A 24,316-nucleotide genomic window follows, 5' to 3' on the forward strand; every position below is an offset into this window, starting at 1 on the left:
TCAGCCCCCCTTGTCCAGCGGGCACTCTTCGACCAGGGGCGACCCTTCCCGTATTGCCGACTCGATCGCCCGCACCTGATTGGCGCCAGGCGCCATGACCTTCACGTTGCCCTTGAGCAAGATGTTTACCGCGTCCAAGGTGATGCCGCCGGCATCGATGAGGACCTTGCCGCCCGGCCCCCGGATCAGGACGCGGTCGGTGCCCTGCAGCACGTAGTCGCGGGTCAGGGTGCGCTGCGATGTCTTGGCCTCGATGGACTGCACGCCTTCAATCACGAGCGTGTCGTTCTCGCCGATCCGGACCTGGCGGCTTGAGGCGATCTCTTCCCGTTGCGAGTTGCCAATCTTGCGGATCTCGTTTCGGTCAATGGTGCTGAAGACGTCTTGCCGGATATGTTCCTTCCGGTCACGGCCGGTCGAATTCGATTCGTCCTGGCCGATGTTCTTGGTCCGGTCGCGCCCCACGCCGATCGTCTGGTCATTGCCGACGCTGCGCGTTTCGTCGTGATTGACCTTGATGTTCTGGTCCTTTTGGGCGTGGACGTAGATTTCCTCCTGGCCGGCCTCGTCCTCAAAACGCAGTTCGTTGTAGCCTTGGCCCTTGTGGGTGTCGCTCTTGATGGTCATTCGCGTCTTGTGACGCGGCAGCTCGTAGGGCGGGCGCTGCAAGGCGTTGTAGGTACGGCCGATGATGACCGGCTGGTCCGGGTCGCCATCATAGTTGCCGACGATCACTTCCTGGCCGACACGCGGAATCGCCATGTGCCCCCACGTCGCGCCGGCCCAATTCTGCGCCACGCGGATCCAGCAGGAACTGTGCTCGTCGTACTTGCCCTGGCGGTCCCAGGCGAATTGGACTTTTACCCGGGCGTATTCGTCGGTGTATATCTCTTCCCCGGGCGGGCCGACCACCACCGCGGTCTGCGGTCCGTCAATGCGTGGCCGGGGCAGCGGGTCGGCGCGCCATTCCGCCTCGTCGGGGACGAGGTCGGCAGTGTAGCGGTAATGGGTGCCCTGCTGTGCGTCAGCGCTGTCTTCCGCCAGGCTGGTGTGCTGCACGCCGCTGTGCACAAGCCGCACTGGACGCCACCCGCGGTTCATGTCCTCGCGCGGATGGCCGACAAGCTTGAAGGCGATGCCCGGCTGCAGGCGAGGGTCATCGCCCTGCACCCGAGCGGTGCGCGCATCTCGCCGATGTCCTCGCAGGCGGCTCTCGGCGAAAGGCTCGCCAGCCTCGTCGCGCTTGGCACGGGCCGGATAGTCGTAGCGCTCGTATTGCGCCCCCTGGCGCTCCAGGCCAGCGCCATCAAGCGTGCGCTCGTGCGTATAGCGAGGATTCTTGAAGGTGTAGTCGCGCAGGCTCTGACGGGCAGTACGCACGTTCTCGGCATAGGCGAAGCTGCGCAGCGCCGGCTGCGGCTGATCGCCGCCGGGCATGGGGTTGTACAGCACGGGCTCGCCATCCAGCTGGCCATGGATGTAAAGACGGTCCCCATGGATCAGCCGGTGACCCTCGGCGGTATGGTGGAACGCGTAGAAGAAGCCTTCCTCGCGCAGGATGCGCTCGACGAAGTCGTAGTCGCTGTCGCCTGCCTGCACGCAGTACTCGCGAACAAGATGATCGGTGGTGGCCCGCTGCTCGTAGTCAGGAGCCAGGCCGTGTTCCTTGAGCACCGCGTGCGCAATCTGCGGCACGGTAAGCGTCTGGTAGATGCGCCAGTCCGAACTGAGCTTCAACCGCGCCAAGCGCGGCTCAAGCACGGCCCGGTAACGCGTGCGGCGAAAACCGGTGTCAGTCTGGACAAAGGACGTGACAATGCCGTGGCAGTATCGCACCGGCTGCTCGCCGTGCCAGATGACTAGACGCGCGGGGCAGTCAAGCACCAGGCCAAAGTCGATAGAGAGATTGGCGCTGGCCAGATCCACGCTAAGCAGGAAGGTCTCGGACAGGCCCTCTTCAAGGGTGAACTCGACGACTTCAAGCGTGTCGGGGTTTGGGCCGCCGAGCAGGTCGAAGGTAAAGCGCAAATCGGATTGGACAGGCACGGAGCTTGCTCCCGGCGATTATGAGCCCCTGCCTCCAGCGTTCAGCTCGCAACCCTCGCGTGTATCAATGGTCTTGGCAGTCGGTAGCCGGGCCCTTCGGATTTCCAGTTTTTCAATGCATGCCGTGGGCACGGACGGACTTTAGTCGTCGACCTCGCATTGAAGATATTAGACAAGTCCGATTTTTTGTATCGCAACGCCCTTGAGTGCGGTGGATTCCAGGGATACGCCGCCTAAGGCACGCGCAGCGGACTGTCCGCGATCATCGCTTCAAACACGCGCAGCAGGTCGGGATCGCACTTCGATCCCGCTTCCTGGTTCAGGATGCGCATGATCGCCGCGTGCGTGCGCGCCGGGTGGTAGGGCCGCGCGTCGCCCAGCGCGTCGTAGGAATCCGCCAGCGAGATGATGCGCGAATGGAGCGGGATGTCGTGCCCGGACAGGCCGGCCGGATAGCCGGAGCCGTCGTAATGTTCGTGATGATGGCGCACCGCCTGCGCGATCAGCTCGCGCTGCGGCATGGCGCTATGCATGATGATGTCTGCGCCGGCCGCGGCGTGCGCCTTCATGATTTCCCAGTCGTCCTTGTCCAGGCGCTTGGGGGAATACAGCACGCGGTCGGGCGTGCCGATCTTGCCCACGTCGTGCAGTCTTGCGGCCACGGCCACGGCTGCTTGCTCGCCTTCCGGCAGGCCGCAGGCCCGGGCCAATGCAACGCTCAGGGCGACGACTCGTTTGCAATGCCGGCCGGTGGCCGGGTCACGCGCCTGCATGGCGGCGAACAGCGCCGCCTCGCAGGAACCTTCGGGAAATTCGGGTACGTCGGGAGGCATCGGGAAATCATGCGCGCCGTTGCGGCGGAACGGCGCGCGGGTGTCGGAAAGGCGCAATTCTGACACATGCCCCTTCAGTGCTTCAGGCGCTCCAGCAGGGCTTGCGCCACCCCTACCGACGAGGCCGGATTCTGGCCCGTGATCAGGAGGCCGTCGCTGACCACATGCGACTGCCAGTCCGGGCCGCTGGTGTAAAGGCCTCCCAGTTTCTTGAGCTCGTCTTCAACCAGGAACGGCACCACGTCGGTCAACTGCACGGCGGCTTCTTCCGCATTGGAAAAACCCGTGACCTGCCTGCCCTGCACCAGCGGCTTGCCATCGGCGGTCTTGGTGTGGCGCAGCACGCCCGGCGCGTGGCACACGGCCGATACGGGCTTGCCCGCCGCCAGCATGGTCTCGATCAGGGCGATGGACTTGTCGTCCTCGGCCAGGTCCCACAGCGGCCCGTGGCCGCCGGGGTAGAACACGGCGTCATAGTCGGCGGGCTGCATCTCGGCCAGCCGGCGCGTGGACGCAAGCTGGCGCTGCGCATCCGCGTCCTGCCGGAAGCGGCGCGTGTCGTCGGTCTGCGCATCGGGGTCGTCGCTCTTGGGGTCCAGCGGTGGTTGGCCGCCGTGGGGCGACGCCAGCGTGACCTTGGCCCCGGCGTCGACGAAGGCGTAGTACGGCGCCGCGAACTCCTCGAGCCAGAAGCCCGTCTTGCGGCCCGTATCGCCCAAGGTGTCGTGGGAAGTCAGCACGATCAGGATGTTCATGTTGCGCTCCGTTCGTCAGGGCCGACCCGCACGATGCGTTTGCCGGCATTCTCGCCCTTGAGCAGCCCGATCAGCCCGCGCGGGGCATTCTCCAGGCCGTCCACCACGTCTTCGCGGTACTTGATCCGGCCTTCCTTGATCAGGCCTTCCATCGCTTCGCGGAATTCGCCATAGCGGTGCGCGTATTCGTTGAAGATGATGAAGCCCTGCATCTTCAGCCGCTTGGTCAGGATGGTGCGCATCAGCAGCGCCAGGCGGTCCGGCCCCTCGGGCTGGCTGGTGGCGTTGTAGGCCGAGATCAGGCCGCACACCGGCACGCGGGCGCGCGGGTTCAGCAGCGGCAGCACCGCATCGAAGACGGCGCCGCCCACGTTCTCGAAGTACACGTCGATGCCTTGCGGCACGGCGCGGGCCAGGCGCCCGGGCAGGTCCGGCGCCTTGTGGTCCAGGCAGTCGTCAAAGCCCAGTTCGTCGACCACGTAGCGGCACTTGTCCGCGCCGCCCGCGATGCCCACGACCTTGCAGCCGTGGATCTTGGCGATCTGGCCCACCACGGCGCCCACCGCGCCGCTGGCCGCCGCCACCACCACGGTCTCGCCGGCCTTGGGCTGGCCAATATCCAGGAGGCCCATGTAGCCGGTAAAGCCCGGCATGCCCAGCACGCCCAGCGAATAGGACGGATGCTGGGGATCGGGCCCCAGGCGCAGCAGGCCCGCGCCGTCGGACACCGCATAGTCCTGCCAGCCGGACTGCGCCAGCACCCATTCGCCGGGCTGGTACTGCGGGTGATTGGAGGCCTCGACCCGCGTGACGGTGCCGCCCACCATGGGCTGGCCGATCTGCACGGGCTCGGCATAGGACGGCGCGTCGCTCATGCGGCCGCGCATATAGGGGTCGAGCGACAGGTACACCGTGCGCAACAGGACCTGGCCTGGGCCCGGCTGCGGCACCTCGGCCGTTTCCAGGCGGAAATCGCTGTCTGCGGGCTCGCCGTGCGGGCGCGCGGCAAGCACGATACGGCGGTTGATCAAAGACGATTGCGGCATTGCGTCCAGCCTCCTTCAGGAAGCCGCCCGGGCCTTGCGGGCAATACCCGGGTGGCGATGTGGGGGAACGGGCCCATTACACCATCGTTGCCTGCGCCCCCAGGTTGTAACCCTGATGGTCGCCCCCCTTTTAATTAATTAAGTCCTTAATTAGAATGGGCCGCATGTGTCCCGTGCCCCCGCCCGCCCCCCGCCGCCCCGGACGCCCGCCGCGCCCGGAAAACGCCGCCGTCCGCGCCAGCCTGCTGGATCTGGCCACCGGCCTGTTCGCCGCGCAGGGCGTGGCCGCCACCACCATCGCCAACATCGCGCAGCGCGCGGGCGTCACGCCGGCGATGGTGCACTACTACTTCAAGAGCCGCGACCAGCTCATCGACGCGGTGGTGCTGGAGCGCATCGTGCCGGTCATCGGTTTTGTCTGGGCGCCGGTGCCGCTGGCAGCGGAGCCCCAGCCGGACCCGGCGGCGGCCGCGCGCGGCTTCATCACCGAGATCGTGACGCGGCTGGTGCAAAGCGCGACCGACCGGCCCTGGCTGCCCTCGCTGTGGATGCACGAAGTCGTCAATGAAGGCGGGCAACTGCGCGAACGCGTGCTGCGCCATCTGCCTTCGGACAGGCTGCAGGCGTTTGCGGGCCTGATCGCCGAATGCCAGCGGCGCGGCGCCATTACGCCGGGCGTCGAACCGCGGCTGGTGTTTCTTTCCATCCTGGGCCTGACCCTGCTGCCGCTGGCCACCTCCAATTTGTGGCGGCGCATCTGGCAGGGCGATCCCGTGGCGCAGTCCATCGACAACGAGGCGATCGCGGCCCACGCCATCGCCATGCTGACGGGCGGCCTGTTCGCGCCGCCCGGCCCGCCCCAAGACCCGCCCTCAGGACGCTGACCATGCGCACCCTACGCCCCCTGCCCGCCGTCCCGGTCCTGGCCCTGCTGTTGCTGGCGGGCTGCGGCAATAGCGACCAGGCCTTCTACCAGGGATATGTGGAGGGCGAGTACGTCTACGTAGCCTCGTCCGAAGCCGGCCGCCTGGACGCGCTGACGGTGCGGCGCGGCCAGCAGGTCGGCGCCGAGGCGCCCCTGTACGCGCTGGAAGCCACGCGCGAAGCCGCCGCGCGCGACCAGGCCAGCGCGGAGTTGGCGGCTGCCAACGCGCAGCTCGAAGACATCGCCACCGGCAAGCGCCCGCCCGAGGTCGACGTAAGCCGCGCCCAGCTGGCGCAGGCGCAAGCCGCCAGCCGCCGCTCCGCCGCGCAGCTGCAGCGCGACAGCGCGCAGTTCCGCATCGGCGGCATCGCGCGCTCGCAGCTGGACGACAGCCGCGAACAGGCGCAATCGGACGCGGCGCGGGTGCGCGAGCTGAAGGCCCAGTTGGAGGTGACCCGGCTTCCCGGCCGAGACGAGCAGCGGCGCGCGCAGGCTGCCCAGGTGGAGGCCGCCCGCGCCGCGCTGGCGCAGGCGGAATGGACGCTGGCGCAAAAACGCCTGGCCGCGCCGGCCGCCGGGCAGGTGTTCGACACGATGTACCGGGTGGGCGAATGGGTGCCGGCGGGCAGCCCGGTCGTGAGCCTGCTGCCGCCGGGCAACGTCAAGGTACGCTTCTTTGTGCCGGAAACGGTGGTGGGATCGCTGAAGGTCGGGCAGCAGGCCATGCTGCGCTGCGACGGCTGCGGCGATCCGATACCCGTGCGCATCGACTACGTGTCGGACCAGGCCGAGTACACGCCGCCGGTCATCTACAGCCGCGAAAGCCGCAGCAAGCTGGTCTACATGGTGGAAGCCCGGCCCGCGCCCGAGGCGGCGGCCCGGCTGCATCCGGGCCAGCCGGTGGAGGCCACGCTGCAATGAGCGCGCCCGCCACCGGCAACAACGTCATCGACGTCCGCGGCCTGAACAAGCACTTTGGCGACAAGCATGTCGTCAACGACGTGTCTCTGCAAGTGCGCGAGGGCGAGATCTTCGGCTTCCTGGGCCCCAACGGCAGCGGCAAGACCACCTGCATCCGCCTCATGTGCGGCCTGTTGACGCCGGATTCCGGGAGCGGCACCTGCCTGGGCTACGACATCGTGCGCGACAGCGCGCAGATCAAGCGGCACGTGGGCTACATGACCCAGAAGTTCTCGTACTGGGACGACCTGACCATCCGCGAGAACCTGGACTTCGTGGCCCGCATGTATGGCATGCCGCAGCGCAAGGAGACCGTGGACCGCGCGCTGCAAGAGCTGGGGCTGCACAGCCGGGCCGGGCAGTTGACGGGCTCGCTGTCGGGCGGCTGGAAGCAGCGCCTGGCGCTGGCCGCCTGCCTGCTGCACCAGCCGCGGCTATTGCTGCTGGACGAACCCACCGCCGGCGTGGACCCCACCGCCCGGCGCGACTTCTGGGAGCAGCTGCACGAGCTGGCCGCGCGCGGCATTTCGGTGCTGGTCAGCACGCACTACATGGACGAGGCCGAACGCTGCCACAAGCTGGCCTATATCTCCTACGGCAAGCTGCTCACGCAGGGCACGGCCGACGAGGTGATCGCGGAACAGCGCCTGACTACCTGGGCCATCCATGGCCACAACCTGGTGCCGCTGGGCCAGCGCCTGCGCGGCGCGCCGGGCGTGGACCAGACGGTAGCCTTCGGTTCCGCGCTGCACATCAGCGGGCAGGACGCGGCGCTGCTCGAGCGCACCCTCAGAAGCGCCATCGAAGGCCAGGACCTGCGGCTGGAGCGCATCGACACCAGCCTGGAGGACGTCTTCATCTACCTGATGAACCGCTCCACCGACAACTTCGCGAGCCCGCCATGACGCAGCGCCCGCAGGGCTTTTCCTGGTCGCGCTGGTGGAGCATGGTGCTCAAGGAGTTCCTGCAGCTGCGCCGCGACCGCATCACCTTCGGCATGATCGTGGGCCTGCCCATCATGCAGCTCGCGCTGTTCGGCTACGCCATCAACACCGATCCCCGGCAGATGCCCACCGCCGTCATCACGGCCGACCACAGCCCGTTCACGCGCAGCTTCATCGCCGCGATGAAGTCCTCGGACTACTTCCATATCACCGAGGAGCTGGACAACGAGGAAGCCGGGCGCGCCGCGCTGGCCCAGGGCCGGGTGCTGTTCGTGGTGACGATACCGCCGGACTTCACGCGCCGGCTGCTGCGCGGCGAACGCCCGGCCCTGCTGATCGAGGCCGACGCCACCGACCCCATGGCGACCGGCATGGCCATCGGCGCGGCCACGCAACTGACGCAGGCCGTGGCGCAAAAGGACCTGACCGGCCCCCTGGCGGGCCTGGCGGGCGGCCAGCCGCCGTTCGACGTGCGCGTGCACCAGCTCTACAACGAAGAGCAGATCTCGCAATACAACACCGTGCCGGGGCTGATGGGCGTGATCCTGACGATGACGCTGGTGATGATGACGGGCCTGGCCATGACGCGCGAGCGCGAGCGGGGCACGATGGAAAACCTGCTGGCGATGCCGGTGCGCCCGATCGAGGTGATGACGGGCAAGATCGTGCCGTACATCGCCATCGGCCTGATCCAGGCGACCATCATCCTGCTGGCCGCGCACTTCGTCTTCCATGTGCCGATCATGGGCAGCCTGCTGTCCGTGTACCTGGCCGCGCTGCTGTTCGTGGCCGCCAACCTGACCGTGGGCATCACGCTGTCGTCGCTGGCCCAGAACCAACTGCAGGCCATGCAGCTGACCATGTTCTATTTCCTGCCCAACATGCTGCTGTCGGGGTTCATGTTCCCGTTCCAGGGCATGCCGATGTGGGCGCAGTACCTGGGCAACCTGCTGCCGCTGACCCATTTCAACCGCCTGATCCGCGGCATCCTGCTCAAGGGCAACGGCTGGTGGGACCTGTGGCCCAGCATCTGGCCGCTGCTGCTGTTCACCGTGGTCGTCATGACCGCCGCCGTGAAGTTCTACCGCCGCACCTTGGACTGACCCGCCATGCCCAGCCCTGCCCGCCTGCCCGCCCCGCTTTCCCTGGCCACGATGGCGCTGTGCGCGCTGGTTTCGGGCTGCGCCGTCGGCCCGGACTTCCAATCGCCGGCGGCGCCGGACGTGGCGTCCTACACGGCACAGGCGAACACCGGGCCGTCCGATGGCGCGCAGCGGTTCCTGCCGGACAGGGACATCCCGGCCGAGTGGTGGCGGCTGTTCCATTGCGACGCGCTGGACCAGCTGGTGCGGCAGGCGCTTGCCGCCAGCCCCACGCTGGAACAGGCGCGCGCCCGGCTGCGCCAGGCCCAGGAGGACCTGAACGCCGAAACCGGCGGGCGCCTGCTGCCGTCGGTGGACGGCAATCTCTCCGTGGCCAGGCAAAAGGTGGACCCCGCCGCCTTCGGCGTGCCGCTGGCCGAGCAGCCCCCGCCCTTCACGCTCTACAACGCCTCCATCGACGTGTCCTACACGCTGGACGTGTTCGGCGGCAATCGGCGCGTGCTGGAGGGGCTGGCCGCGCAGGTGGACTACCAGGCGCACGAACTGCAAGCCGCCCGCATGTCGCTGGCGGCCAACGTCGTCACGGCGGCCATCCGCCAGGCCGACCTGAGCGAGCGGCTGGCCGCCACGCGCGAACTGCTGGCGGCGCAGACCCGCCAACAGGACATCATGCGCCAGCGCCTGGACGCGGGCGGCATCGCGCTGGCCGACCTGCGCAACCAGGAGCTGCTGGTCGCGCAGACCCGCGCCACCGTGCCGCCGCTGGACTACCAGCTGGCGCAGGTGACGCATCAGCTCGCCACCTACCTGGGCGTGCCGCCCGCCGCGCTGCCATCGGCACCGCTGCGGCTGGCCGACCTGACCCTGCCCGCCGACGTCCCCACGGGCGTGCCGTCGGCGCTGACGCGCCAGCGGCCCGACATCCTTGCCGCCGAGGCCCTGTGGCGCAAGGCGTCGGCCGATGTGGGCGTGGCAGCGGCCAACCTGTATCCGCAATTCACGCTGACCGCCAGCTTCGGCTCGCAGCGCACCGGCGCGGGCGAGCTGGCCGACGGGGTGAACGTCTGGAACCTGGGCCTGGGCCTGGTGCAGCCGCTGTTTCACGGCGGGGAATTGCGCGCGCGCAAGCGCTCGGCCGAGGCGGCCTACGACGCGGCCGCCGCGGCCTATCAGCAGACGGTCCTGGACGGTTTCCGGCAGGTGGCCGACGCCTTGCGCGCCGTGCAGACGGACGGCGACGCATTCGACGCCTATGACGAGGCCTGGCGGCGAGCCGATGAAGCCGGCCGCATCGCCGCCGGCCGCTACCAGGCGGGCGGCATCAGCCACCTGAGCCTGCTGGACAGCCAGCGCCAGCTATTGCAGACGCGCATATCGCGCACGGCGGCCGAGGCGGCGCGCTACACCGACACCGCGGCGCTGTTACAGGCGCTGGGCGGCGGCTGGTGGAACGAAGCCGCCGCGCCGCCTCCATAGGCCCGCCCCGGCGCGCGCGGCCGCGCACCATCTTGGCGCCGAAGCGCCGCCCGCCAACACGCCGCGCAGCGCGGCCCGCCCGGCCATGTCTGAGAATTCGGGTAAGAAAGTGTCGTTGAGCGAGGTTTGGGAAATCGTTGTATCCGATGCATCATGCAAGCGCTATAGCTGCACAGATGCCCACAACGATTCATGAATGACTTACTAGACCTGATCGTCTTCTCGCCCGACGCCGGCCAGCGCGTACGCCGCAGCGACGAATTGGCCGGAATGGGATTTTCGCCCCGCAGGTGCGAAGACTCCAACGGACTGTTCCGCCTGTTCCAGGCCCGCCGCACCCCGTTGCTCGTGATGGAAGCCGAATTTTCCGATCTTTGCATGGCCGTCGCAGGTCTGCGCGCCATGGATACCACCGCCGGCATCGTCGCCGTGTCCACTTTCGATTCCCCCGACAACCGCATCCTTGGCCTGCATTGCGGCGCCGACGCCTGCTTCCCGCCGGAAGTCGCCACCGCCGAGATCGCGGCGGCGCTGCAGGCGCTGGTGCGCCGAGTGCCCGCCGCCGGCCGCCGCGCCGCAGCCGAGGCCGAACCGCGCGCGGCGCCGCTGCCGCCGGTCGCCGAGCCCACGGGAAAATGGCAGTTCCTCGATGCCGCGTGGACGCTGGTCAGCCCGCAGGGCACGCGCCTGTCGCTGACCCAGGCCGAGCGCGAATTCCTGCTCAAGCTGACGTCCTCCACCGACAAGCGCCTGCCCCGCGGCGACTCGCCCGGCATCGACCCGCATTCGGGCCGCGAATCCATCCGCCGCACGGACGTCGTCGTCAGCCGCCTGCGGCGCAAGGCGCAGGACGTGAACGTGGAGCTGCCGATCCGCACCGTCTGGGGCTGGGGCTATGCCTTCACCGGGGAGATCTAGCGCGGGCGTATCATGCGGCGTACGGGGCCGAATCCCGGCGCCCGCCCCTGCCCTCACCCGCCGCTGCCTCCCATGGAAGTCTTTGAACGCCTGCAAGCCCTACTTGCCCAGCACCAGGCCCGCTACCGCCTGCTCGAACACCCCGCGGCCGGCCGCTCCGTCGAGGTCGCCGCCATACGCGGCACCGCGGTCAGCCAGGGCGCCAAGGCGCTGGTCTGCCGCGTGAAGATCTCGTCGAACCTGCGCAAGAACGTGCTGGCCGTGTTTCCGGCCGACAAGCAGGCCGACCTGGACGCCATCGCGCGCGCGGCGGGCGGCAAGAAGGCGTCGCTGGCCTCTCAGGACCTGGCGCGCGAACTCACCGGCTGCGAGATCGGCGCGATTCCGCCCTTTACCTTCAACCCCGAGCTGTTCCTGCTGGCCGACCCCAGCCTGCGCGACCGCCACGATGAAATCGTGTTCAACGCCGGCCGCCTGGACGCATCCATCCTGCTGAACACGGAAGACTACTTCCGCCTGGCGGCGCCCGAAGAGGCGCCGCTGACCAAGGCCTGAACGCCCACGCCCCATGAGGCCACCGTGTCCCGCCCTTCGATGACGCCCGGCGCGCGCAGCTCCAACATGCGCTGGCTGATGAGCCTGACGCACATGGAGCCCTCGCCCGTCAGCCCTTGGGTGATGCTGCGCGCGGCCCTGGCCATCGGGCTGCCGTCGGCCGTGGGCATGGCGCTGGACCAGAGCGCGGCCGCCGCGCTGGTGGCCCTGGGCGCGCTGCCCGCCATCACGGGCGACAACGGCGGGCCGTACCGCAACCGCGCGCTCTCCATCGGCTCCACGGTGTTCGGCGGCGCGCTGGGCTATCTGCTGGGCAACCTGGCGGCGGGCCACGGCTTGTGGACCTCGGCCGCGATGATGCTGATGGTGCTGGCGGCCAGCCTGGTCGGCACGTTCAACAACATCGCCGCCGTGGCCACGCTGCAATTTGCCACGTACGTAATCGTGGGGTCGAGCCTGACCCCCACCCTGCCGGCCTGGCTGCCCCCGGTCCTGGTGGGCGCGGGCGGCCTGTTCGGCCTGACGCTCACCCTGACCGGATGGATCGTCAACCCCATCGCGCCCGAGCGCGCGGCGGTGGCGCAGGCCTACCGCAAGCTGGCCGCGATGTTCGCGGCCACCGGCACCTCCCGCATCATGATTGCGCGCCGCGACATGGAAGCGGCCATGACCAGCGCGTACGACACCGTGCTGGCGGCAAGAGGCCGCGCGGCGGGCCCGTCGCCCCGGCTTGCGCGGCTGGCCGCGCAGTTGCAGGCCTGCACGCCGCTCACCAATGCCGCGCTGGAGCTGGCGCGCGCCGGGCGCGTGCTGCCCGCCGAATGCGCCCGCGTCATGAACCATCTGGCCGACCGCGTCGAGAACGACGCCGAGCCGGACGCGCGCGACGACATCGCCGCGCTGCGCCAGGCCGGCATGCCGGAACTGGCGGATGCGCTGGCGCAGGCGCAGCCCCTGCTGGACGGCGCCAAGCCGTCCGAAGCGGACGTTTTCGCCACCTTGAAGCCGGCGCGCCCGCGCACGCCGTGGCGCGTGCTGGCGCGCACGTACCGGCCCGGTCCCACCACCGTGCGCTATCTGCTGCGCCTGGGCCTGTGCCTGGCGGCCGCGGAAGCCGTGGCGCTGGCGGCCTCGCTGCCGCGTTCGTACTGGGTGCCGCTGATCGTGGTGGTGGTGTTCAAGCCCAACTTCGGTTCGGTCTTTGCGCGCGCGCTGCAAAGCTGCGCGGGCAGCGTGGTCGGGGTGGCGATCAGCGCAACCGTGCTGGCGCTGGACCGGGGCGGCATCGCCAGCCTGCTGACGGTCGCGGCGCTGGCGTCGCTGCTGCCGTGGTCGATACGGCGCAACTATGGGCTGTTCTCGGCCATTCTGCTGCCCATACTCATGCTGCTGATCGGCGCCCTGCAGCCGGGCAGCTGGCCCATCGCGCTGGCGCGCCTGGTGGACGTGGGCGTGGCGGCGGCCATCGTGCTGCTGGTGGGCTACCTGCCGTGGATCCGCATCGAACGCAGCAACCTGGACCATGCGGTATCCGCCGCCATGTCCACGCTGGCCGCCTACCTGAACACGGTCTTCCAGGCCGATCCGGCCAGCCGGCACGACCTGCGCGCGCGCGCCTATGCGCGCCTGTCCGACCTGCGCATCGCGCTGCAGCGCGGGCTGTCCGAACCGCGGCTGGTCAGCCGCCGCGCGCTGGCCTGGTGGCCGGTGGAAGTGGCGCTGGAACGCGTGGCCAACGCGATCTCGGACACCGCCTGGTCGCTGCCCGCCGGGCAGCCCGCGCCCACCGCCGCGCAAGTGGCCCAGCTGGCCGGCGCCCTGGCTGGCATCGCGGCGGCCGTCGAACACGGCGCGCCGATGCCGGCGGACGCCATCGCAGCGCCGACGCCCGCGCTGCGGGATGTGGCCGCCGAAATCGAAACCCTGCGCGCCACCCTCGCCGGTCCCGACTTTGCGGCCGCGCCAGGCCGCGCCACTCCCACAACCACTGTCAACCAGGTCTGAACCATGTGTCTTGCCGTACTGGCCCTGCACGCCCTGCCGGGCATCCCCGTGCTGATAGCCGCCAATCGCGACGAATTCCACGAGCGCCCCACCCTGCCCGCCGCGCAATGGGCCGACGCCCCCGATATCTACGCCGGACGCGACGGCCTGGCCGGCGGCACCTGGATGGGCGCGACGGCGCGGGGCCGCTATGCGCTGGTGACCAACTTCCGCGAGCCGGGCAGGCATCTGGATCCCGCGCCCTCGCGCGGCGCGCTGGTGGAAGACTTCCTGCGGGGCGCCATGAGCCCGCAGGCGTACCTGGCGGACGTGCACCGGACGGACCAGGCCTACAACGGCTTCAACCTGATCGTGGGCGACACCCGCGAGGCCTGGTACCTGAGCAACCGCAACGGCGGGCCGCAAGCGCTTGCGCCCGGCGTCTACGCGCTGTCCAACCATCTGCTGGACACGCCCTGGCCCAAGCTGGCGCGCACCAAAGCGGCATTCGCGGCGGAGCTGCAAAACGGTCCGCAGCCCGACCTGACCGCGCTGTTTGCGGCGCTGGCGGACCCCAACCCCGCGGACGACGCCGACCTGCCGGCCACCGGCCTGCCCCTGGACCGCGAAAGGCTCTTGAGCAGCCCGTTCATCGTCAGCCCGAACTACGGCACCCGCAGCTCCAGCGTGCTGGCGCTGCGCGCGGACGGCGCCGGACAGCTGGATGAAAGGCGCTTTGCGCCGGACGGCGCGGTCAGCGGCGAAAGCCGGCTGACGTTTTCCTGGCGCGCCGCGAGCGACGGCGATACGCTGCGATAAGCGCCTGAAACAATCGGTTGATATCCGAGACGCGCGGGCGCGAACTCCGCGCGCGCCTCCGGGTCGAACGGCTTGTCGCCCGTCTTGTCCTCGTCCGGCGATGATTGGCCCGGCATGCCGCCGCACCGGTCCCCTCTGTCAGGAGCATCTTATGAACAAGCGAATCGAACGCTGCACCATGGCCGCCGCAATGGCCCTGGGCAGCATGGCCGTTGCCGGCGTCCTGTCCACGGCCCAGGCCGGCATGCCGCCGGTGCAGCGCCAGGGCTCTGTGGAATACGTCAGCGGCGGCATCGGCATCGACGAGTCGGAAGCCATGAAGGCAGCCTCGCGCGACTACCCGCTGGCGCTCACGTTTGCCGCCCAGCGCGACGGCACGGCCGACTACGTGGCCAACGTCGCCGTCGCGATCCGGGACGCGCAGGGCAAGGCCGTGCTGCAGGCAACGTCCGAAGGCCCCTACATGCTGGTCAAGCTGCCCGCGGGCAACTACAAGGTCTCCGCGACCTTCAACGGCCAGGCGCAGGAACGCGAGGTATCGGTGCAGAATACCGGCACCGCGCGCGCCATGTTCGAATGGAAGTAGGCGCCTAGACGCCCGAGAACAGGATCGCGATCGCAAAGCCCAGGCTGGCCGCCCACACCAGCGAACGCAGCGCGCCCCAGCCCGCCAGGTACATCGCCAGATACCCCAGGCGCGCGCCCAGCCAGCATGCCATCAGGCCGGCGACGTGCGCGGGCGGCGCCTGGTTATAGAGCGCGAACAGCACGGCCGCAAAGAAAAACGGCAGCGCCTCGAAGGTATTGATCTGCGCCGCGTTGGCGCGCGCCCGCCAGCCTTCCTGGCGCGCCAGCCAGGCGCGCGGATCGTTGTTGTCGAACTGCTTGCCGCCCGCCTTGGCCACGATCGTCGATACGAACGGCAGCAGCGCCGCCGCCAACATCAGCCACGCGATTGTTTTCATTCCTGACTCCTGGTGCTGGCGGGCCGTTGTGCCGCCGATGGGTGCGCGGCACGCGCCGCGGCAGCGGCATCGTCGCCTGAAAGCGCCGGAATGGGAAGCCCCAAAGCGGCGCGCTGATGAGACGCCCCGCAGCGCGCTTACACTCAGCGCTTTGCGCCGTACACCACCCCGCCGATGTCCGCCCTCTCGCCCTGGTCCGCCCTGTTCCTCGCCGCCGCCATGCTGTGGCCGCCCGCAACGCGCCGTTGGGCGCTGGCGCCGCTGGCCGCCGCCTGGGCCTGGGCACTGGCCGATGGGTTGATCGATCCGGTGGCGCTGGCGTGGCCCGCGCTGCTGGCGCTGGCCGCGATGCTTGTGCGCCCGCAGGCCAGTCCGTCCGCCCGCGCAGCCGGGCATGCGCTGTTTCTGGTGCTGGCGGCGCTGCTCTTCCTGCATCTGCTGCCCGGCTTTCACAACCCGCGGGTGATCGCGCCCGCGCCCTTGAGCCCGGATGCGGCGCCTTTCGGCATGTACCTGAACCTGGACAAGCCGTTGGCAGCGTTCTGGGTGGTGCTGGCGCTGGCGCCGCCGATGGCGGCCGCCGCCGCGCGCACGACCCTGTCCGCCGCGTTCCTGGCGTGCATGGCCGCGGTGCTGGCATGCCTGGGGTGCGCGTTGGCGCTGGGGGTCGTGGGGTGGGCGCCGAAGTGGCCCGCCTCCGGCTGGATCTGGCTGATCAACAATGCCTTGCTGGTCACGCTGGCCGAGGAGGCGCTGTTTCGCGGCTATGTGCAGCAGCGGCTGTCGGAGCGATGGCGCAACCGGCGCTGGGGGGCCTGGGCCGCGCTGGCCGTCGCGGCCGTGGCGTTCGGCCTGGCCCATTATGCGGGCGGCTGGCAATGGATGCTGCTGGCGGGCCTGGCGGGCGCGGCCTATGGCGCCGCTTACAAGTACGGCGGCCTTGCCGCCGCGGTGCTGGCGCACCTGGGATTGAACGCGGCGCACTTCGGGCTGTTCACCTACCCGATGCGCGCCGTGTTCTAGGCGCCGCGCCCCGCAGGGCGCGGCTGACGACTTACGCCGCCAGCGCCGGATAGTCCGTGTAGCCCTCGGCGCCGGAGGCGTAGAACGTGGACGGATTCGGCGTGTTCAAGGGCGCGTTGCGGCGAAGGCGCTGGGCCAGGTCGGGCGTGGCGATGTACGGCACGCCGAAAGCCACCGCGTCGGCCTTGCCCGCGGCCACGGCGGCTTCGGCGGATTCCGGCGTATAGCCTTCGTTGGCGATGTACACGCCGCCGAACTCGGCCTTCAGGACCGGGCCCAGGCTGTCGGCGCCTTCGCGCTCACGCACGCACAGGAACGCGATGCCGCGCTTGCCCAGTTCGCGCGCCACATGGCTGAAGGTGCCGGCCAGATCCGAGTCGCCCATGGTGTGGATGTCGCCGCGCGGCGACAAATGCACGCCCACGCGGCCCGGGCCCCAGACCGACACGCAGGCGTCGACCACTTCCAGCAGCAGGCGCGCGCGGTTCTCAAGCGAACCGCCGTACTGGTCGCTGCGGTGGTTGGTGCTGTCCTGCAGGAACTGGTCCAGCAGGTAGCCGTTGGCGGCATGCACTTCCACGCCGTCAAAGCCGGCTTCCATCGCCATCTGCGCACCGTGGCGGTAGGCCTCGACCACGCCGGGGATCTCGTCGGTTTCCAGCGCGCGCGGCGTGACGTAGGCGCGCTTGGGGCGCACGTGGCTGACATGGCCGCCGGCGGCGATCGCGCTGGGCGCGACGGGCAGGTCGCCGTCCAGGAAAATCGGGTCCGAGATGCGGCCCACGTGCCAGAGCTGGGCCACGATCAGGCCGCCCTCGCCATGCACGGCGGAGGTGACCTTGCGCCAGCCCTTGACCTGCTCGGTGCTCCACAGGCCGGGGGTGTCGGCATAGCCCACGCCCTGCGGCGTGACGGCGGTGGCTTCGGTCAGGATCATGCCGGCGCCGGCGCGCTGGGTGTAGTACTCGACCATCAGGTCGTTGGGCACGCGCCCGGCGCTGGCGCGCTGGCGGGTCAGAGGCGCCATGACGACGCGGTTGCGCAGGGTCAGGTCGCCGATGCGCAGGGGTTCAAACAAGAGGTTCATGCAAAATCCTTCCGCCCCGGGCATAGGGGCGCTTGGCGGGTGTAGCAGCTGACTACATGTCCTGGTTCAACTGCCGCAGGAACGCGGCAATCACGGGTTCATTGCGACGAAAGAACACCCACTGCCCCACCTTCGTGGCCGAGATCAGGCCCGCGCGCTGCAAGACGGCCAGGTGCGACGACACGGTGGACTGGGACAGCCCGCAGCGGTCATCGATATGGCCCGCGCACACCCCGTGTTCGAAGGTGTGGCCCGGCCTTTCTTCGAAGTACGCTTGCGGCGTCTTGAGCCACGCAAGTATGTCGCGCCGCACGGGATTGGCCAGCGCCTTGAGGATGGCGTCGGCGTCGATGCCGGGTTGCGCGTCGGTCTGATCGGGGGTTGAAGAGGATGCGGTCATATTGGTATATCGCAATTTATCGAATCATATATCGTGAATGATCGATATATGCTTATGCCCCTGCGGCGCATGGGGCTATCGGTCCCGCTGCAATCGCGGGGGCTTGAGGCTGTCGGCCCAATCGCGCGCCAGGTCCCGCCGCGCCCGCCAGTTGACCAGCGCGGTGACGGCCATGGCGATGGCCGCCCCCAAAGCCGCCAGCGCCATGTCCTTCTGGGCGTCCCAGATATCGCCCTGCGTGCCCAGGTAGGCGGCGCCCAGGTCGCCGCCGAAGAATTCCGCCGCGCCCCACTCGACCAGTTCGTACAGCGCCGACGTGGACAGCGTGACGTCCATGGGCAGGAAATACGCCCAGAAGCCGCGCACCTCGACCACCCGCAGGAAGATTTCCCGGATCGGATAGGCGAGCAGCAGGCCGTAGGAAAAATGCACCACGCGGTCGAAATTGTTGCGTTCCCAGCCAACCAGGCTGTTGAAGCCGTGGCCGGTCAGCGCGCGCCACCAGTCGTCGTAGGGCACCAGCGAATAGGTGTAGTGCGCGCCGATGGCGTGCAGGCACAGGTAGAGGAAGATCAGCGTGTACGACACGCGCGAAAACACGAACCAGCGCCGCGTCACGAACAGCGCGCCGCCAAAGGCCAGCACCAGGACGTTTTCCAGCGCCCAGTCGGCGCGGTCGTGCGGATTAATGGCCAGCGCCACCCAGACGACGGCGAACAACGCGGCCAGGGTGAACAGATGGCGCCGGCGCGCGTCGGCCATCATCAATCGCCCTGCACGCGGCCGCGCAGGCGCTTGACCTCGCCGTGCAGCACCTTGCGCTGCACGCGGCGGCGCTGCGAGGAACGGGTGGGCTTGGTGGGACGGCGCGGCTTGTCGACCTGGACGGCCGAACGCACCATGGCGAGCAGGCGTTCGATGGCTTCGGCCCGGTTCTTTTCCTGGCTGCGAAACGACTGCGACTTGATGACGATCACGCCGTCCTTGGAGATGCGGTGGTCGCTCACGGCGCACAGCGCTTCCTGGATCTCGGGCGGCAGGCTGGAGGCGCGGACATCGAAGCGCAGATGCACGGCGCTGGATACCTTGTTGACGTTCTGGCCGCCCGCGCCCTGGGCGCGGATCATGGTGAACACCAGGTCGCGCTCGTCTATATAAAGAGAATCTTGGACATGAAACATAGGCCGGAAGTCTACAGGGCCCCCACGCTTCGCGCACTCCGTGCGCTCTCTGCCCCCCCGAGGGGGCGCTTTCCCCTTGGGGCGGCCCGGCGGGGAAAGGGGCCCCCACGCTTCGCGCACTCCGTGCGCTCTCTGCCCCCGAGGGGGCTCCGCAAAACCATCACCTGGCGGGGTCTTTAGGCGCACATCCGCCGCGCCAAGTAAAATAGTGCGCTTTTGCTCGATTCTTAAGGCGCCCGGCCGCCAGCACCCCTATGACCTACTCCGCCAAAGAAATCTTCAAGACCCTGCAAGGCGAAGGCGCCCATGCAGGCCGCGCGGCGGTATTTTGCCGGTTTGCGGGCTGTAATCTGTGGACCGGCCGCGAAAGCGACCGCGCCAGCGCCGCCTGCACGTTCTGCGACACCGACTTCATCGGCACCGATGGCGACGGCGGCGGCAAGTTCTCTACGGCCGACCTGCTGGCCGATGCCATCGCCGCGGCCTGGGGCCCCGGCACGGAAGACCGCTACGTCGTCTTCACCGGCGGCGAACCCCTGCTGCAGCTCGACGCCCCGCTGCTGACGGCGATCCACGCCCGCGGCTTCACCGTGGCCATCGAAACCAATGGCACGATCAAGCCCCCCGCGGGCATCGACTGGATCTGCGTCAGCCCCAAGGGCACGGCGCCCGTCGTCGTCGAGCGCGGCGACGAACTGAAGCTCGTCTACCCGCAGCTGAACGCACTGCCCGAAACCTTCGCGCACCTGGACTTCGAGCATTTCTTCCTGCAACCCATGGACGGCCCCGCGCGCGCGGCCAACACCGAGCAGGCCGTCCAGTACTGTATGCAGCATCCGCAATGGCGGCTCAGCCTGCAAACCCACAAATACATAGGCATTCCATGATTTACCCCCACGCCTTGCGGAGCACGCGATGATTTCCGTGACCCGCAGGCTCGAGTTCGACGCCGGCCACCGCATTCCCGACCACCGCAGCCAGTGCCGCAACCTGCATGGCCACCGCTACGTGCTGGAGATCACCCTGACGGGCGACGTGGTGCAGGCGCCCGGCGAGTCCGACAACGGCATGCTGATGGACTTCTCCGAGATCAAGCACATCGCCAAGACCCACATCGTGGACGTCTGGGACCACGCGTTCCTGGTCTACGAAGGGGACGCCGCCGTGCGCGGTTTCCTGGACAGCCTGCCCGGCCACAAGACCGTCGTGCTGGACCGCATCCCCACCGCGGAAAACCTGGCCGCCATCGTCTTCGACACGCTGGCGCCGCACTACCATGGCCATTACGGCGCGGAACTGCGCCTGACCCGCGTGCGCCTGTATGAAACGCCCAACTGCTGGGCCGACTGCAACGGCTGAGGGAAAGCCCCCCGGCTTCACGCGCATTCCCGGTGTCTGACACCCTCGCTACCTCGGTGTCTGACACCGACCGATCAAGGGTGTCAGACACCGGGGCTACGCCAGGCTGACCGCGGACCTGGCTAATCCGCACTGCATCGCCCGGTTTTCCACTAGTGGAAAACCTGCCCCCTATTTTCCCAATTGAAAGAATCCATGGAGATAGTCGCCATTTTCAATTATTAGTAAGCTAATAGATAGGATACAATCTATTCCATGAACACGCCCTCCGACTCCCAGCTCATGGCCGCCACCGCCAACCTGATGGTGCTCTCGCGCGCCTACCGCGGCGCCGCCGACAAGGCGCTCGCCGACTACGGCCTGTCGCAGGCCACCGCCTGGCCGGTCATCCTGGCCGGTCGCCTGGGAGACGGCGTGCGCCAGGGCGCGCTGGCCGAGGCGCTGGGCGTGGAAGGCCCATCGCTGGTGCGGGTGCTGGACCAGCTGGTGGCCGCCGGCCTGATGGAACGCCGCGAAGACCCCCACGACCGCCGCGCCAAGACCCTGCACCTGACCGAGGCCGGCAATGCGCTGCGCGCCCAGGTCGAAGACGTGCTGGTCGAACTGCGCCGCCGCCTCTTCCAAGGCGTCAGCGAAGCGGACCTGGAAGCCTGCACGCGCGTTTTCGACGTGCTGAAGGTGTCCCTGGGCCGCAGCGGGGCCGGCGCCCAAGAGGACGCGCGGCCATGACGCTCCCGAACGTCCGCGAGACCATTTTTTCGCTCAAGAGCTACCTGAGCGCCATCATGGCGCTCTACCTGGCCTACAGCATCGGTTTGCCGCGTCCGTTCTGGGCCATGACCACCGCCTACGTCGTGGCCCAGCCCTGGTCCGGCGCGGTGCGCTCCAAGGCGCTGTACCGCCTCGTCGGCACCTTCGTCGGTTCGGCCGCCACCGTCTACATGGTGCCGCGGCTGTCGAACTCGCCCGTCATCATGACCGCCGCGATGGTGCTGTGGGTAGGCGCCTGCCTGTACATGTCGGTGCTGGACCGCACGCCGCGCTCGTACCTGTTCATGCTGGCCGGCTACACCGCCGCGATGATCGGCTTTCCCAGCGTGACGGACCCTTCCCTGGTATTTGACACGGCGCTCGCGCGCGTCGAGGAAATCAGCCTGGGCATCGTGTGCGCCACGCTCATCCACAGCATCGTCCTGCCGCGCGGCCTGGCGCCCGCGCTGACGCTGCAGCTGGACAAGGCGGTGCGCGACGCCCGCAACTGGATGCACGACACGCTGAGCGGCAAGAACGCCGAGCAGCGCGACAAGGACCGCCGCGTGCTGGCCAATGACATCACGCAATTGCGGCTGCTGTCCACGCACGTGCCGTTCGACACCAGCAACCTGCGCTGGACGTCGGGCGCCGTGCGCGCCATGCAGGACCAGATCTCCGCGCTGACGCCGGCCGTTTCCGCCGTGGAAGACCGCATGCGCGCCTTGCAGGCCAACGATCAGCCGCTGCCCGAACCCGTGGCCGCGCTGCTGCGCGACATCTCCGAATGGATCAACGCCGGCGCGCAGGCCTCGCATGAAACCGCCGTGCGCCTGCGCGCCGCCGTGACGCGGCTCACGCCCGCGATCGACAGCCGCTCCACCTGGCGCGACGCTTTGCTGGCCAGCCTGATGACGCGGCTGCGCGAACTGATCGACACCTATGACGAATGCCTGGCCTTGCGCCGCGAGATCCGCGCGGGCCTGGAAGGCGCGCCGCTGCGCGCCCCGATGCGCGCCTCGCGGCCGGCCCGCGATCCCAACTCGGCGCTGCACCGCGACCACGGCATGGCGCTGCTTTCCGCGCTGGCCGCGGGCGTGGCCATTTCGGTGTGCTGCGCCTTCTGGATCGGCACGGCCTGGAGCAACGGCGCCACCGCCGCGCTGATGGCCGCCATCTTCAGCTGCTTCTTCGCGTCGCAGGACAATCCGGTGCCCGGCATCATGCAGTTCCTGACCTACACGGTGTATTCGATTCCGCTGTCGGCGCTGTACCTGCTGGGCATCATGCCCGCCATCCATTCGTTCGAAATGCTGGCCCTGTCGATGCTGCCGACCGCTTTCGTGCTGGGCGTCTTCATCGCCCGGCCGGCCAGCGCCGGCAAGGCCATGGCCATGCTGTTCGGCTTCCTGGGCACCATGGCGCTGCAGGACACCAACACCGCCGACGTCGTGTCCTTCATCGACACGCAGGTGGCGCAGTGCATGGGCGTGGCCACGGCCGCGATCATCGCCGCCATCTTCCGCACGGTCAGCGCCGACTGGAGCGCGCGCCGCATCCAGGCCGCCAACTGGAAAGAACTGGCGACCCTGGCCAGCTCCCCGCGCGCGCCGTCGCGCCATACGTATACCGCCCGCATGCTGGACCGCATCGGCCTCCTGCAGCCGCGCCTGGCGCTGGCCAAGCGGCCGGACGACCTGGTGGCGGCCGATGCGCTGAAGGACTTGCGCGTGGGCCGCGACATCACCGAGCTGCAGCGCGCGCGCCGCCACCTGCCGATGGCCGAAGCCACGATCCAGCCGGTGCTCAACAGCCTGGCGCAGTTTTTCCGCGCGCGCTCATCGTGGAGGATCGGCGAAAAGACGCCCGAATTCCTGGCGCAGATCGACCGCGCGCTTTCCAGCGTGGCCGCCACGCCCCAGGGGCCGACCGCGCGCGACCGCGCCGTCGTGGCGCTGGTGGGCATCCGCCGCGCCTTCTTCCCCGACGCGCCCGACTACCAACCTGCCCATCCGACGCTGGAGGGCCAAGCATCATGATCGGCGAATTCAATCTCTACGGCATTTACTTCCCCTGGCTGCTGGTGCTGGGCGTGATCACCCTGGGCGTGGCCTGGGGCGTGCGCCGCGTGCTTGCCCGCGCCGGGCTGTATCGCCTGGTGTGGCACCCCGCGCTCTTCGACCTGGCGCTGTTCGTGGTGCTGCTGTACGGCGCATCCCTCATTTCCCCATATTTTCTCCAGAGATAGGTATGAAACTCCCCAATGCCCTTCGCCCTGCTGCTATCGGCAAGTTCGCGGTGACGGCCGTCGTCGTCGCCGCCGCCGCTTACGCCGGCTGGCAGCTCTGGGACCACTATGAAGTCGAACCCTGGACGCGCGACGGGCGCGTCAAGGCCTATGTGGTGCAGGTTGCGCCCGATGTTTCCGGCCTGGTGACCAGCGTGCCCGTGCACGACAACCAGGACGTGAAGGCGGGCGACCTGCTGTTTGAAATCGACCGCGCCCGCTTCCAGCTTGCGTTCGACCAGGCCCAGGCCTCGGTGCGTTCGCAGCAGGTGGCGCACGACCAGGCGCTGCGCGACGCCAAGCGCAACCGCTCGCTGGGCCAGCTGGTGGCCGCCGAAGCCGTCGAGCAAAGCCAGACCAAGGTGCAGCAGACCGAAGCCGCGCTCGCCCAGGCCGAGGTGCAGTTAAATACCGCCCGCCTGAACCTGGAGCGCAGCCGCGTGGTGGCGGCCAGCGACGGCCGCGTCACGAACCTGGACTTGCGCGCCGGCTCCTACGCCACCGCCGGACGCGGCGTGATGGCGCTGGTGGACGCCGGCTCCTTCTACGTGGAAGGCTACTTCGAGGAAACCAAGCTGCCCGGCATCCATGAAGGCGACCCTGTCACGGTGACCCTGATGGGCGAGTCGCGCCATATCCGCGGCCACGTGGAGAGCATCGCCATGGGCATTGCCGACCGCGACCGGAGCACAGGCGCCAACCTGCTTCCCAACGTGAACCCCACCTTCAACTGGGTCCGCCTGGCGCAGCGCATCCCCGTACGCGTGAAGATCGACGACGTGCCCGAAGGCGTGCGCCTGGTGGCGGGCCAGACCGCCACCGTATCGGTGGACGCCGCGCCCGCCGGCGTGCAACAGCCCTCCTGACGCGCGCTCATCAACCCGACATCGACCCCTTATCT

26 protein-coding genes are annotated in these 24,316 nt (G+C 68.8%); 17 read left to right on the forward strand and 9 right to left on the reverse strand.

Annotated elements, in window-relative coordinates:
- The 4 genes from ACFWP0_RS05345 to ACFWP0_RS05360 form a co-directional block, all read right to left on the reverse strand.
- Nucleotides 1-2,046, reverse strand: a complete 2,046-nt coding sequence (locus ACFWP0_RS05345) for a type VI secretion system Vgr family protein (protein ID WP_377840227.1) — start codon at nucleotides 2,044-2,046, stop codon at nucleotides 1-3.
- Nucleotides 2,047-2,279: 233 nt separating this feature from the next.
- A complete protein-coding gene (locus ACFWP0_RS05350; protein WP_377840229.1) occupies nucleotides 2,280-2,879 on the reverse strand; it encodes an HD-GYP domain-containing protein in 600 nt (199 codons plus the stop codon).
- Between the two features lie 74 nt (nucleotides 2,880-2,953).
- Nucleotides 2,954-3,634 (reverse strand): type 1 glutamine amidotransferase domain-containing protein, encoded by a 681-nt coding sequence (locus ACFWP0_RS05355; protein ID WP_377840231.1) that lies wholly within the window; start codon nucleotides 3,632-3,634, stop codon nucleotides 2,954-2,956.
- Nucleotides 3,631-4,680, reverse strand: coding sequence for an NADP-dependent oxidoreductase (locus tag ACFWP0_RS05360; RefSeq protein WP_377840233.1), 1,050 nt, complete (start codon nucleotides 4,678-4,680; stop codon nucleotides 3,631-3,633). Before ACFWP0_RS05360 ends, ACFWP0_RS05355 begins: the two co-directional genes overlap by 4 nt.
- 164 nt (nucleotides 4,681-4,844) lie before the next feature.
- Here ACFWP0_RS05360 and ACFWP0_RS05365 point away from each other — a divergent pair, with 164 nt between their 5' ends.
- The 10 genes from ACFWP0_RS05365 (at nucleotide 4,845) to ACFWP0_RS05410 (ending at nucleotide 14,949) form a co-directional block, all read left to right on the forward strand.
- The gene (locus ACFWP0_RS05365; RefSeq protein ID WP_377840235.1) at nucleotides 4,845-5,564 is read left to right on the forward strand and encodes a TetR/AcrR family transcriptional regulator; all 720 of its coding nucleotides are present in this window, start codon (nucleotides 4,845-4,847) and stop codon (nucleotides 5,562-5,564) included.
- 2 nt (nucleotides 5,565-5,566) lie between these two features.
- The gene (locus ACFWP0_RS05370; RefSeq protein WP_377840237.1) at nucleotides 5,567-6,526 is read left to right on the forward strand and encodes an HlyD family secretion protein; all 960 of its coding nucleotides are present in this window, start codon (nucleotides 5,567-5,569) and stop codon (nucleotides 6,524-6,526) included.
- Nucleotides 6,523-7,470: an ABC transporter ATP-binding protein gene (locus tag ACFWP0_RS05375; protein ID WP_377840239.1), complete on the forward strand. Its 948-nt coding sequence runs from the start codon at nucleotides 6,523-6,525 to the stop codon at nucleotides 7,468-7,470. Before ACFWP0_RS05370 ends, ACFWP0_RS05375 begins: the two co-directional genes overlap by 4 nt.
- The gene (locus ACFWP0_RS05380; protein WP_377840241.1) at nucleotides 7,467-8,612 is read left to right on the forward strand and encodes an ABC transporter permease; all 1,146 of its coding nucleotides are present in this window, start codon (nucleotides 7,467-7,469) and stop codon (nucleotides 8,610-8,612) included. The genes ACFWP0_RS05375 and ACFWP0_RS05380 overlap by 4 nt, the downstream gene beginning before the upstream one ends.
- A gap of 6 nt (nucleotides 8,613-8,618) precedes the next feature.
- Complete coding sequence (locus ACFWP0_RS05385; protein ID WP_377840242.1) at nucleotides 8,619-10,088, forward strand: efflux transporter outer membrane subunit; 1,470 nt, start codon at nucleotides 8,619-8,621, stop codon at nucleotides 10,086-10,088.
- Nucleotides 10,089-10,280: 192 nt separating this feature from the next.
- Nucleotides 10,281-11,006 (forward strand): DNA-binding response regulator, encoded by a 726-nt coding sequence (locus ACFWP0_RS05390; RefSeq protein WP_377840244.1) that lies wholly within the window; start codon nucleotides 10,281-10,283, stop codon nucleotides 11,004-11,006.
- Nucleotides 11,007-11,078: 72 nt separating this feature from the next.
- Entirely contained in the window at nucleotides 11,079-11,561 is a 483-nt protein-coding gene (locus tag ACFWP0_RS05395) for a YbaK/prolyl-tRNA synthetase associated domain-containing protein (RefSeq protein WP_377840246.1), read from the forward strand.
- Nucleotides 11,562-11,585: 24 nt separating this feature from the next.
- Entirely contained in the window at nucleotides 11,586-13,565 is a 1,980-nt protein-coding gene (locus ACFWP0_RS05400) for an FUSC family protein (RefSeq protein ID WP_377840248.1), read from the forward strand.
- 3 nt (nucleotides 13,566-13,568) lie between these two features.
- Nucleotides 13,569-14,363 (forward strand): NRDE family protein, encoded by a 795-nt coding sequence (locus ACFWP0_RS05405; protein ID WP_377840249.1) that lies wholly within the window; start codon nucleotides 13,569-13,571, stop codon nucleotides 14,361-14,363.
- 151 nt (nucleotides 14,364-14,514) lie between these two features.
- Nucleotides 14,515-14,949 carry a carboxypeptidase-like regulatory domain-containing protein gene (locus ACFWP0_RS05410; RefSeq protein WP_377840251.1) on the forward strand — a complete coding sequence of 145 codons (435 nt, stop codon included), beginning with the start codon at nucleotides 14,515-14,517 and terminating at the stop codon, nucleotides 14,947-14,949.
- A 4-nt stretch (nucleotides 14,950-14,953) separates the two neighbouring features.
- On the opposite strand, the gene ACFWP0_RS05415 is transcribed toward ACFWP0_RS05410, so the two are convergent.
- Nucleotides 14,954-15,328, reverse strand: a complete 375-nt coding sequence (locus tag ACFWP0_RS05415; RefSeq protein WP_377840253.1) for an MAPEG family protein — start codon at nucleotides 15,326-15,328, stop codon at nucleotides 14,954-14,956.
- A 174-nt stretch (nucleotides 15,329-15,502) separates the two neighbouring features.
- Between ACFWP0_RS05415 and ACFWP0_RS05420 the strand changes: the two genes are divergently transcribed.
- Entirely contained in the window at nucleotides 15,503-16,351 is an 849-nt protein-coding gene (locus tag ACFWP0_RS05420; protein ID WP_377840255.1) for a type II CAAX prenyl endopeptidase Rce1 family protein, read from the forward strand.
- Between the two features lie 31 nt (nucleotides 16,352-16,382).
- On the opposite strand, the gene ACFWP0_RS05425 is transcribed toward ACFWP0_RS05420, so the two are convergent.
- The 4 genes from ACFWP0_RS05425 to arfB form a co-directional block, all read right to left on the reverse strand.
- Nucleotides 16,383-17,438 carry an alkene reductase gene (locus tag ACFWP0_RS05425; protein ID WP_377840257.1) on the reverse strand — a complete coding sequence of 352 codons (1,056 nt, stop codon included), beginning with the start codon at nucleotides 17,436-17,438 and terminating at the stop codon, nucleotides 16,383-16,385.
- 52 nt (nucleotides 17,439-17,490) lie between these two features.
- Nucleotides 17,491-17,838, reverse strand: a complete 348-nt coding sequence (locus ACFWP0_RS05430) for an ArsR/SmtB family transcription factor (RefSeq protein WP_377840259.1) — start codon at nucleotides 17,836-17,838, stop codon at nucleotides 17,491-17,493.
- A gap of 75 nt (nucleotides 17,839-17,913) precedes the next feature.
- Nucleotides 17,914-18,600, reverse strand: a complete 687-nt coding sequence (locus tag ACFWP0_RS05435) for a DUF2238 domain-containing protein (RefSeq protein ID WP_377840474.1) — start codon at nucleotides 18,598-18,600, stop codon at nucleotides 17,914-17,916.
- 2 nt (nucleotides 18,601-18,602) lie between these two features.
- On the reverse strand, nucleotides 18,603-19,019 hold the full coding sequence (arfB, locus tag ACFWP0_RS05440; protein WP_377840261.1) for an alternative ribosome rescue aminoacyl-tRNA hydrolase ArfB: 417 nt from the start codon (nucleotides 19,017-19,019) through the stop codon (nucleotides 18,603-18,605).
- Between the two features lie 254 nt (nucleotides 19,020-19,273).
- Here arfB and queE point away from each other — a divergent pair, with 254 nt between their 5' ends.
- From queE to ACFWP0_RS05470, 6 genes are all read left to right on the forward strand, one after another.
- Entirely contained in the window at nucleotides 19,274-19,906 is a 633-nt protein-coding gene (gene queE / locus ACFWP0_RS05445) for a 7-carboxy-7-deazaguanine synthase (protein WP_377840262.1), read from the forward strand.
- Nucleotides 19,907-19,934: 28 nt separating this feature from the next.
- A complete protein-coding gene (gene queD / locus ACFWP0_RS05450) occupies nucleotides 19,935-20,378 on the forward strand; it encodes a 6-carboxytetrahydropterin synthase QueD (protein WP_377840264.1) in 444 nt (147 codons plus the stop codon).
- 255 nt (nucleotides 20,379-20,633) lie between these two features.
- On the forward strand, nucleotides 20,634-21,107 hold the full coding sequence (locus ACFWP0_RS05455) for a MarR family winged helix-turn-helix transcriptional regulator (protein ID WP_377840265.1): 474 nt from the start codon (nucleotides 20,634-20,636) through the stop codon (nucleotides 21,105-21,107).
- Nucleotides 21,104-23,167 (forward strand): FUSC family protein, encoded by a 2,064-nt coding sequence (locus ACFWP0_RS05460; RefSeq protein WP_377840267.1) that lies wholly within the window; start codon nucleotides 21,104-21,106, stop codon nucleotides 23,165-23,167. The genes ACFWP0_RS05455 and ACFWP0_RS05460 overlap by 4 nt, the downstream gene beginning before the upstream one ends.
- Nucleotides 23,164-23,376 (forward strand): DUF1656 domain-containing protein, encoded by a 213-nt coding sequence (locus ACFWP0_RS05465; protein WP_377840268.1) that lies wholly within the window; start codon nucleotides 23,164-23,166, stop codon nucleotides 23,374-23,376. The genes ACFWP0_RS05460 and ACFWP0_RS05465 overlap by 4 nt, the downstream gene beginning before the upstream one ends.
- Before the next feature lie 2 nt (nucleotides 23,377-23,378).
- Entirely contained in the window at nucleotides 23,379-24,281 is a 903-nt protein-coding gene (locus ACFWP0_RS05470) for an efflux RND transporter periplasmic adaptor subunit (protein ID WP_377840270.1), read from the forward strand.
- The last annotated feature ends 35 nt before the right edge of the window (nucleotides 24,282-24,316 follow it).

Origin of the sequence: Achromobacter sp. NPDC058515 (assembly GCF_042721735.1) — a bacterium.
Lineage (GTDB): Bacteria > Pseudomonadota > Gammaproteobacteria > Burkholderiales > Burkholderiaceae_B > Achromobacter.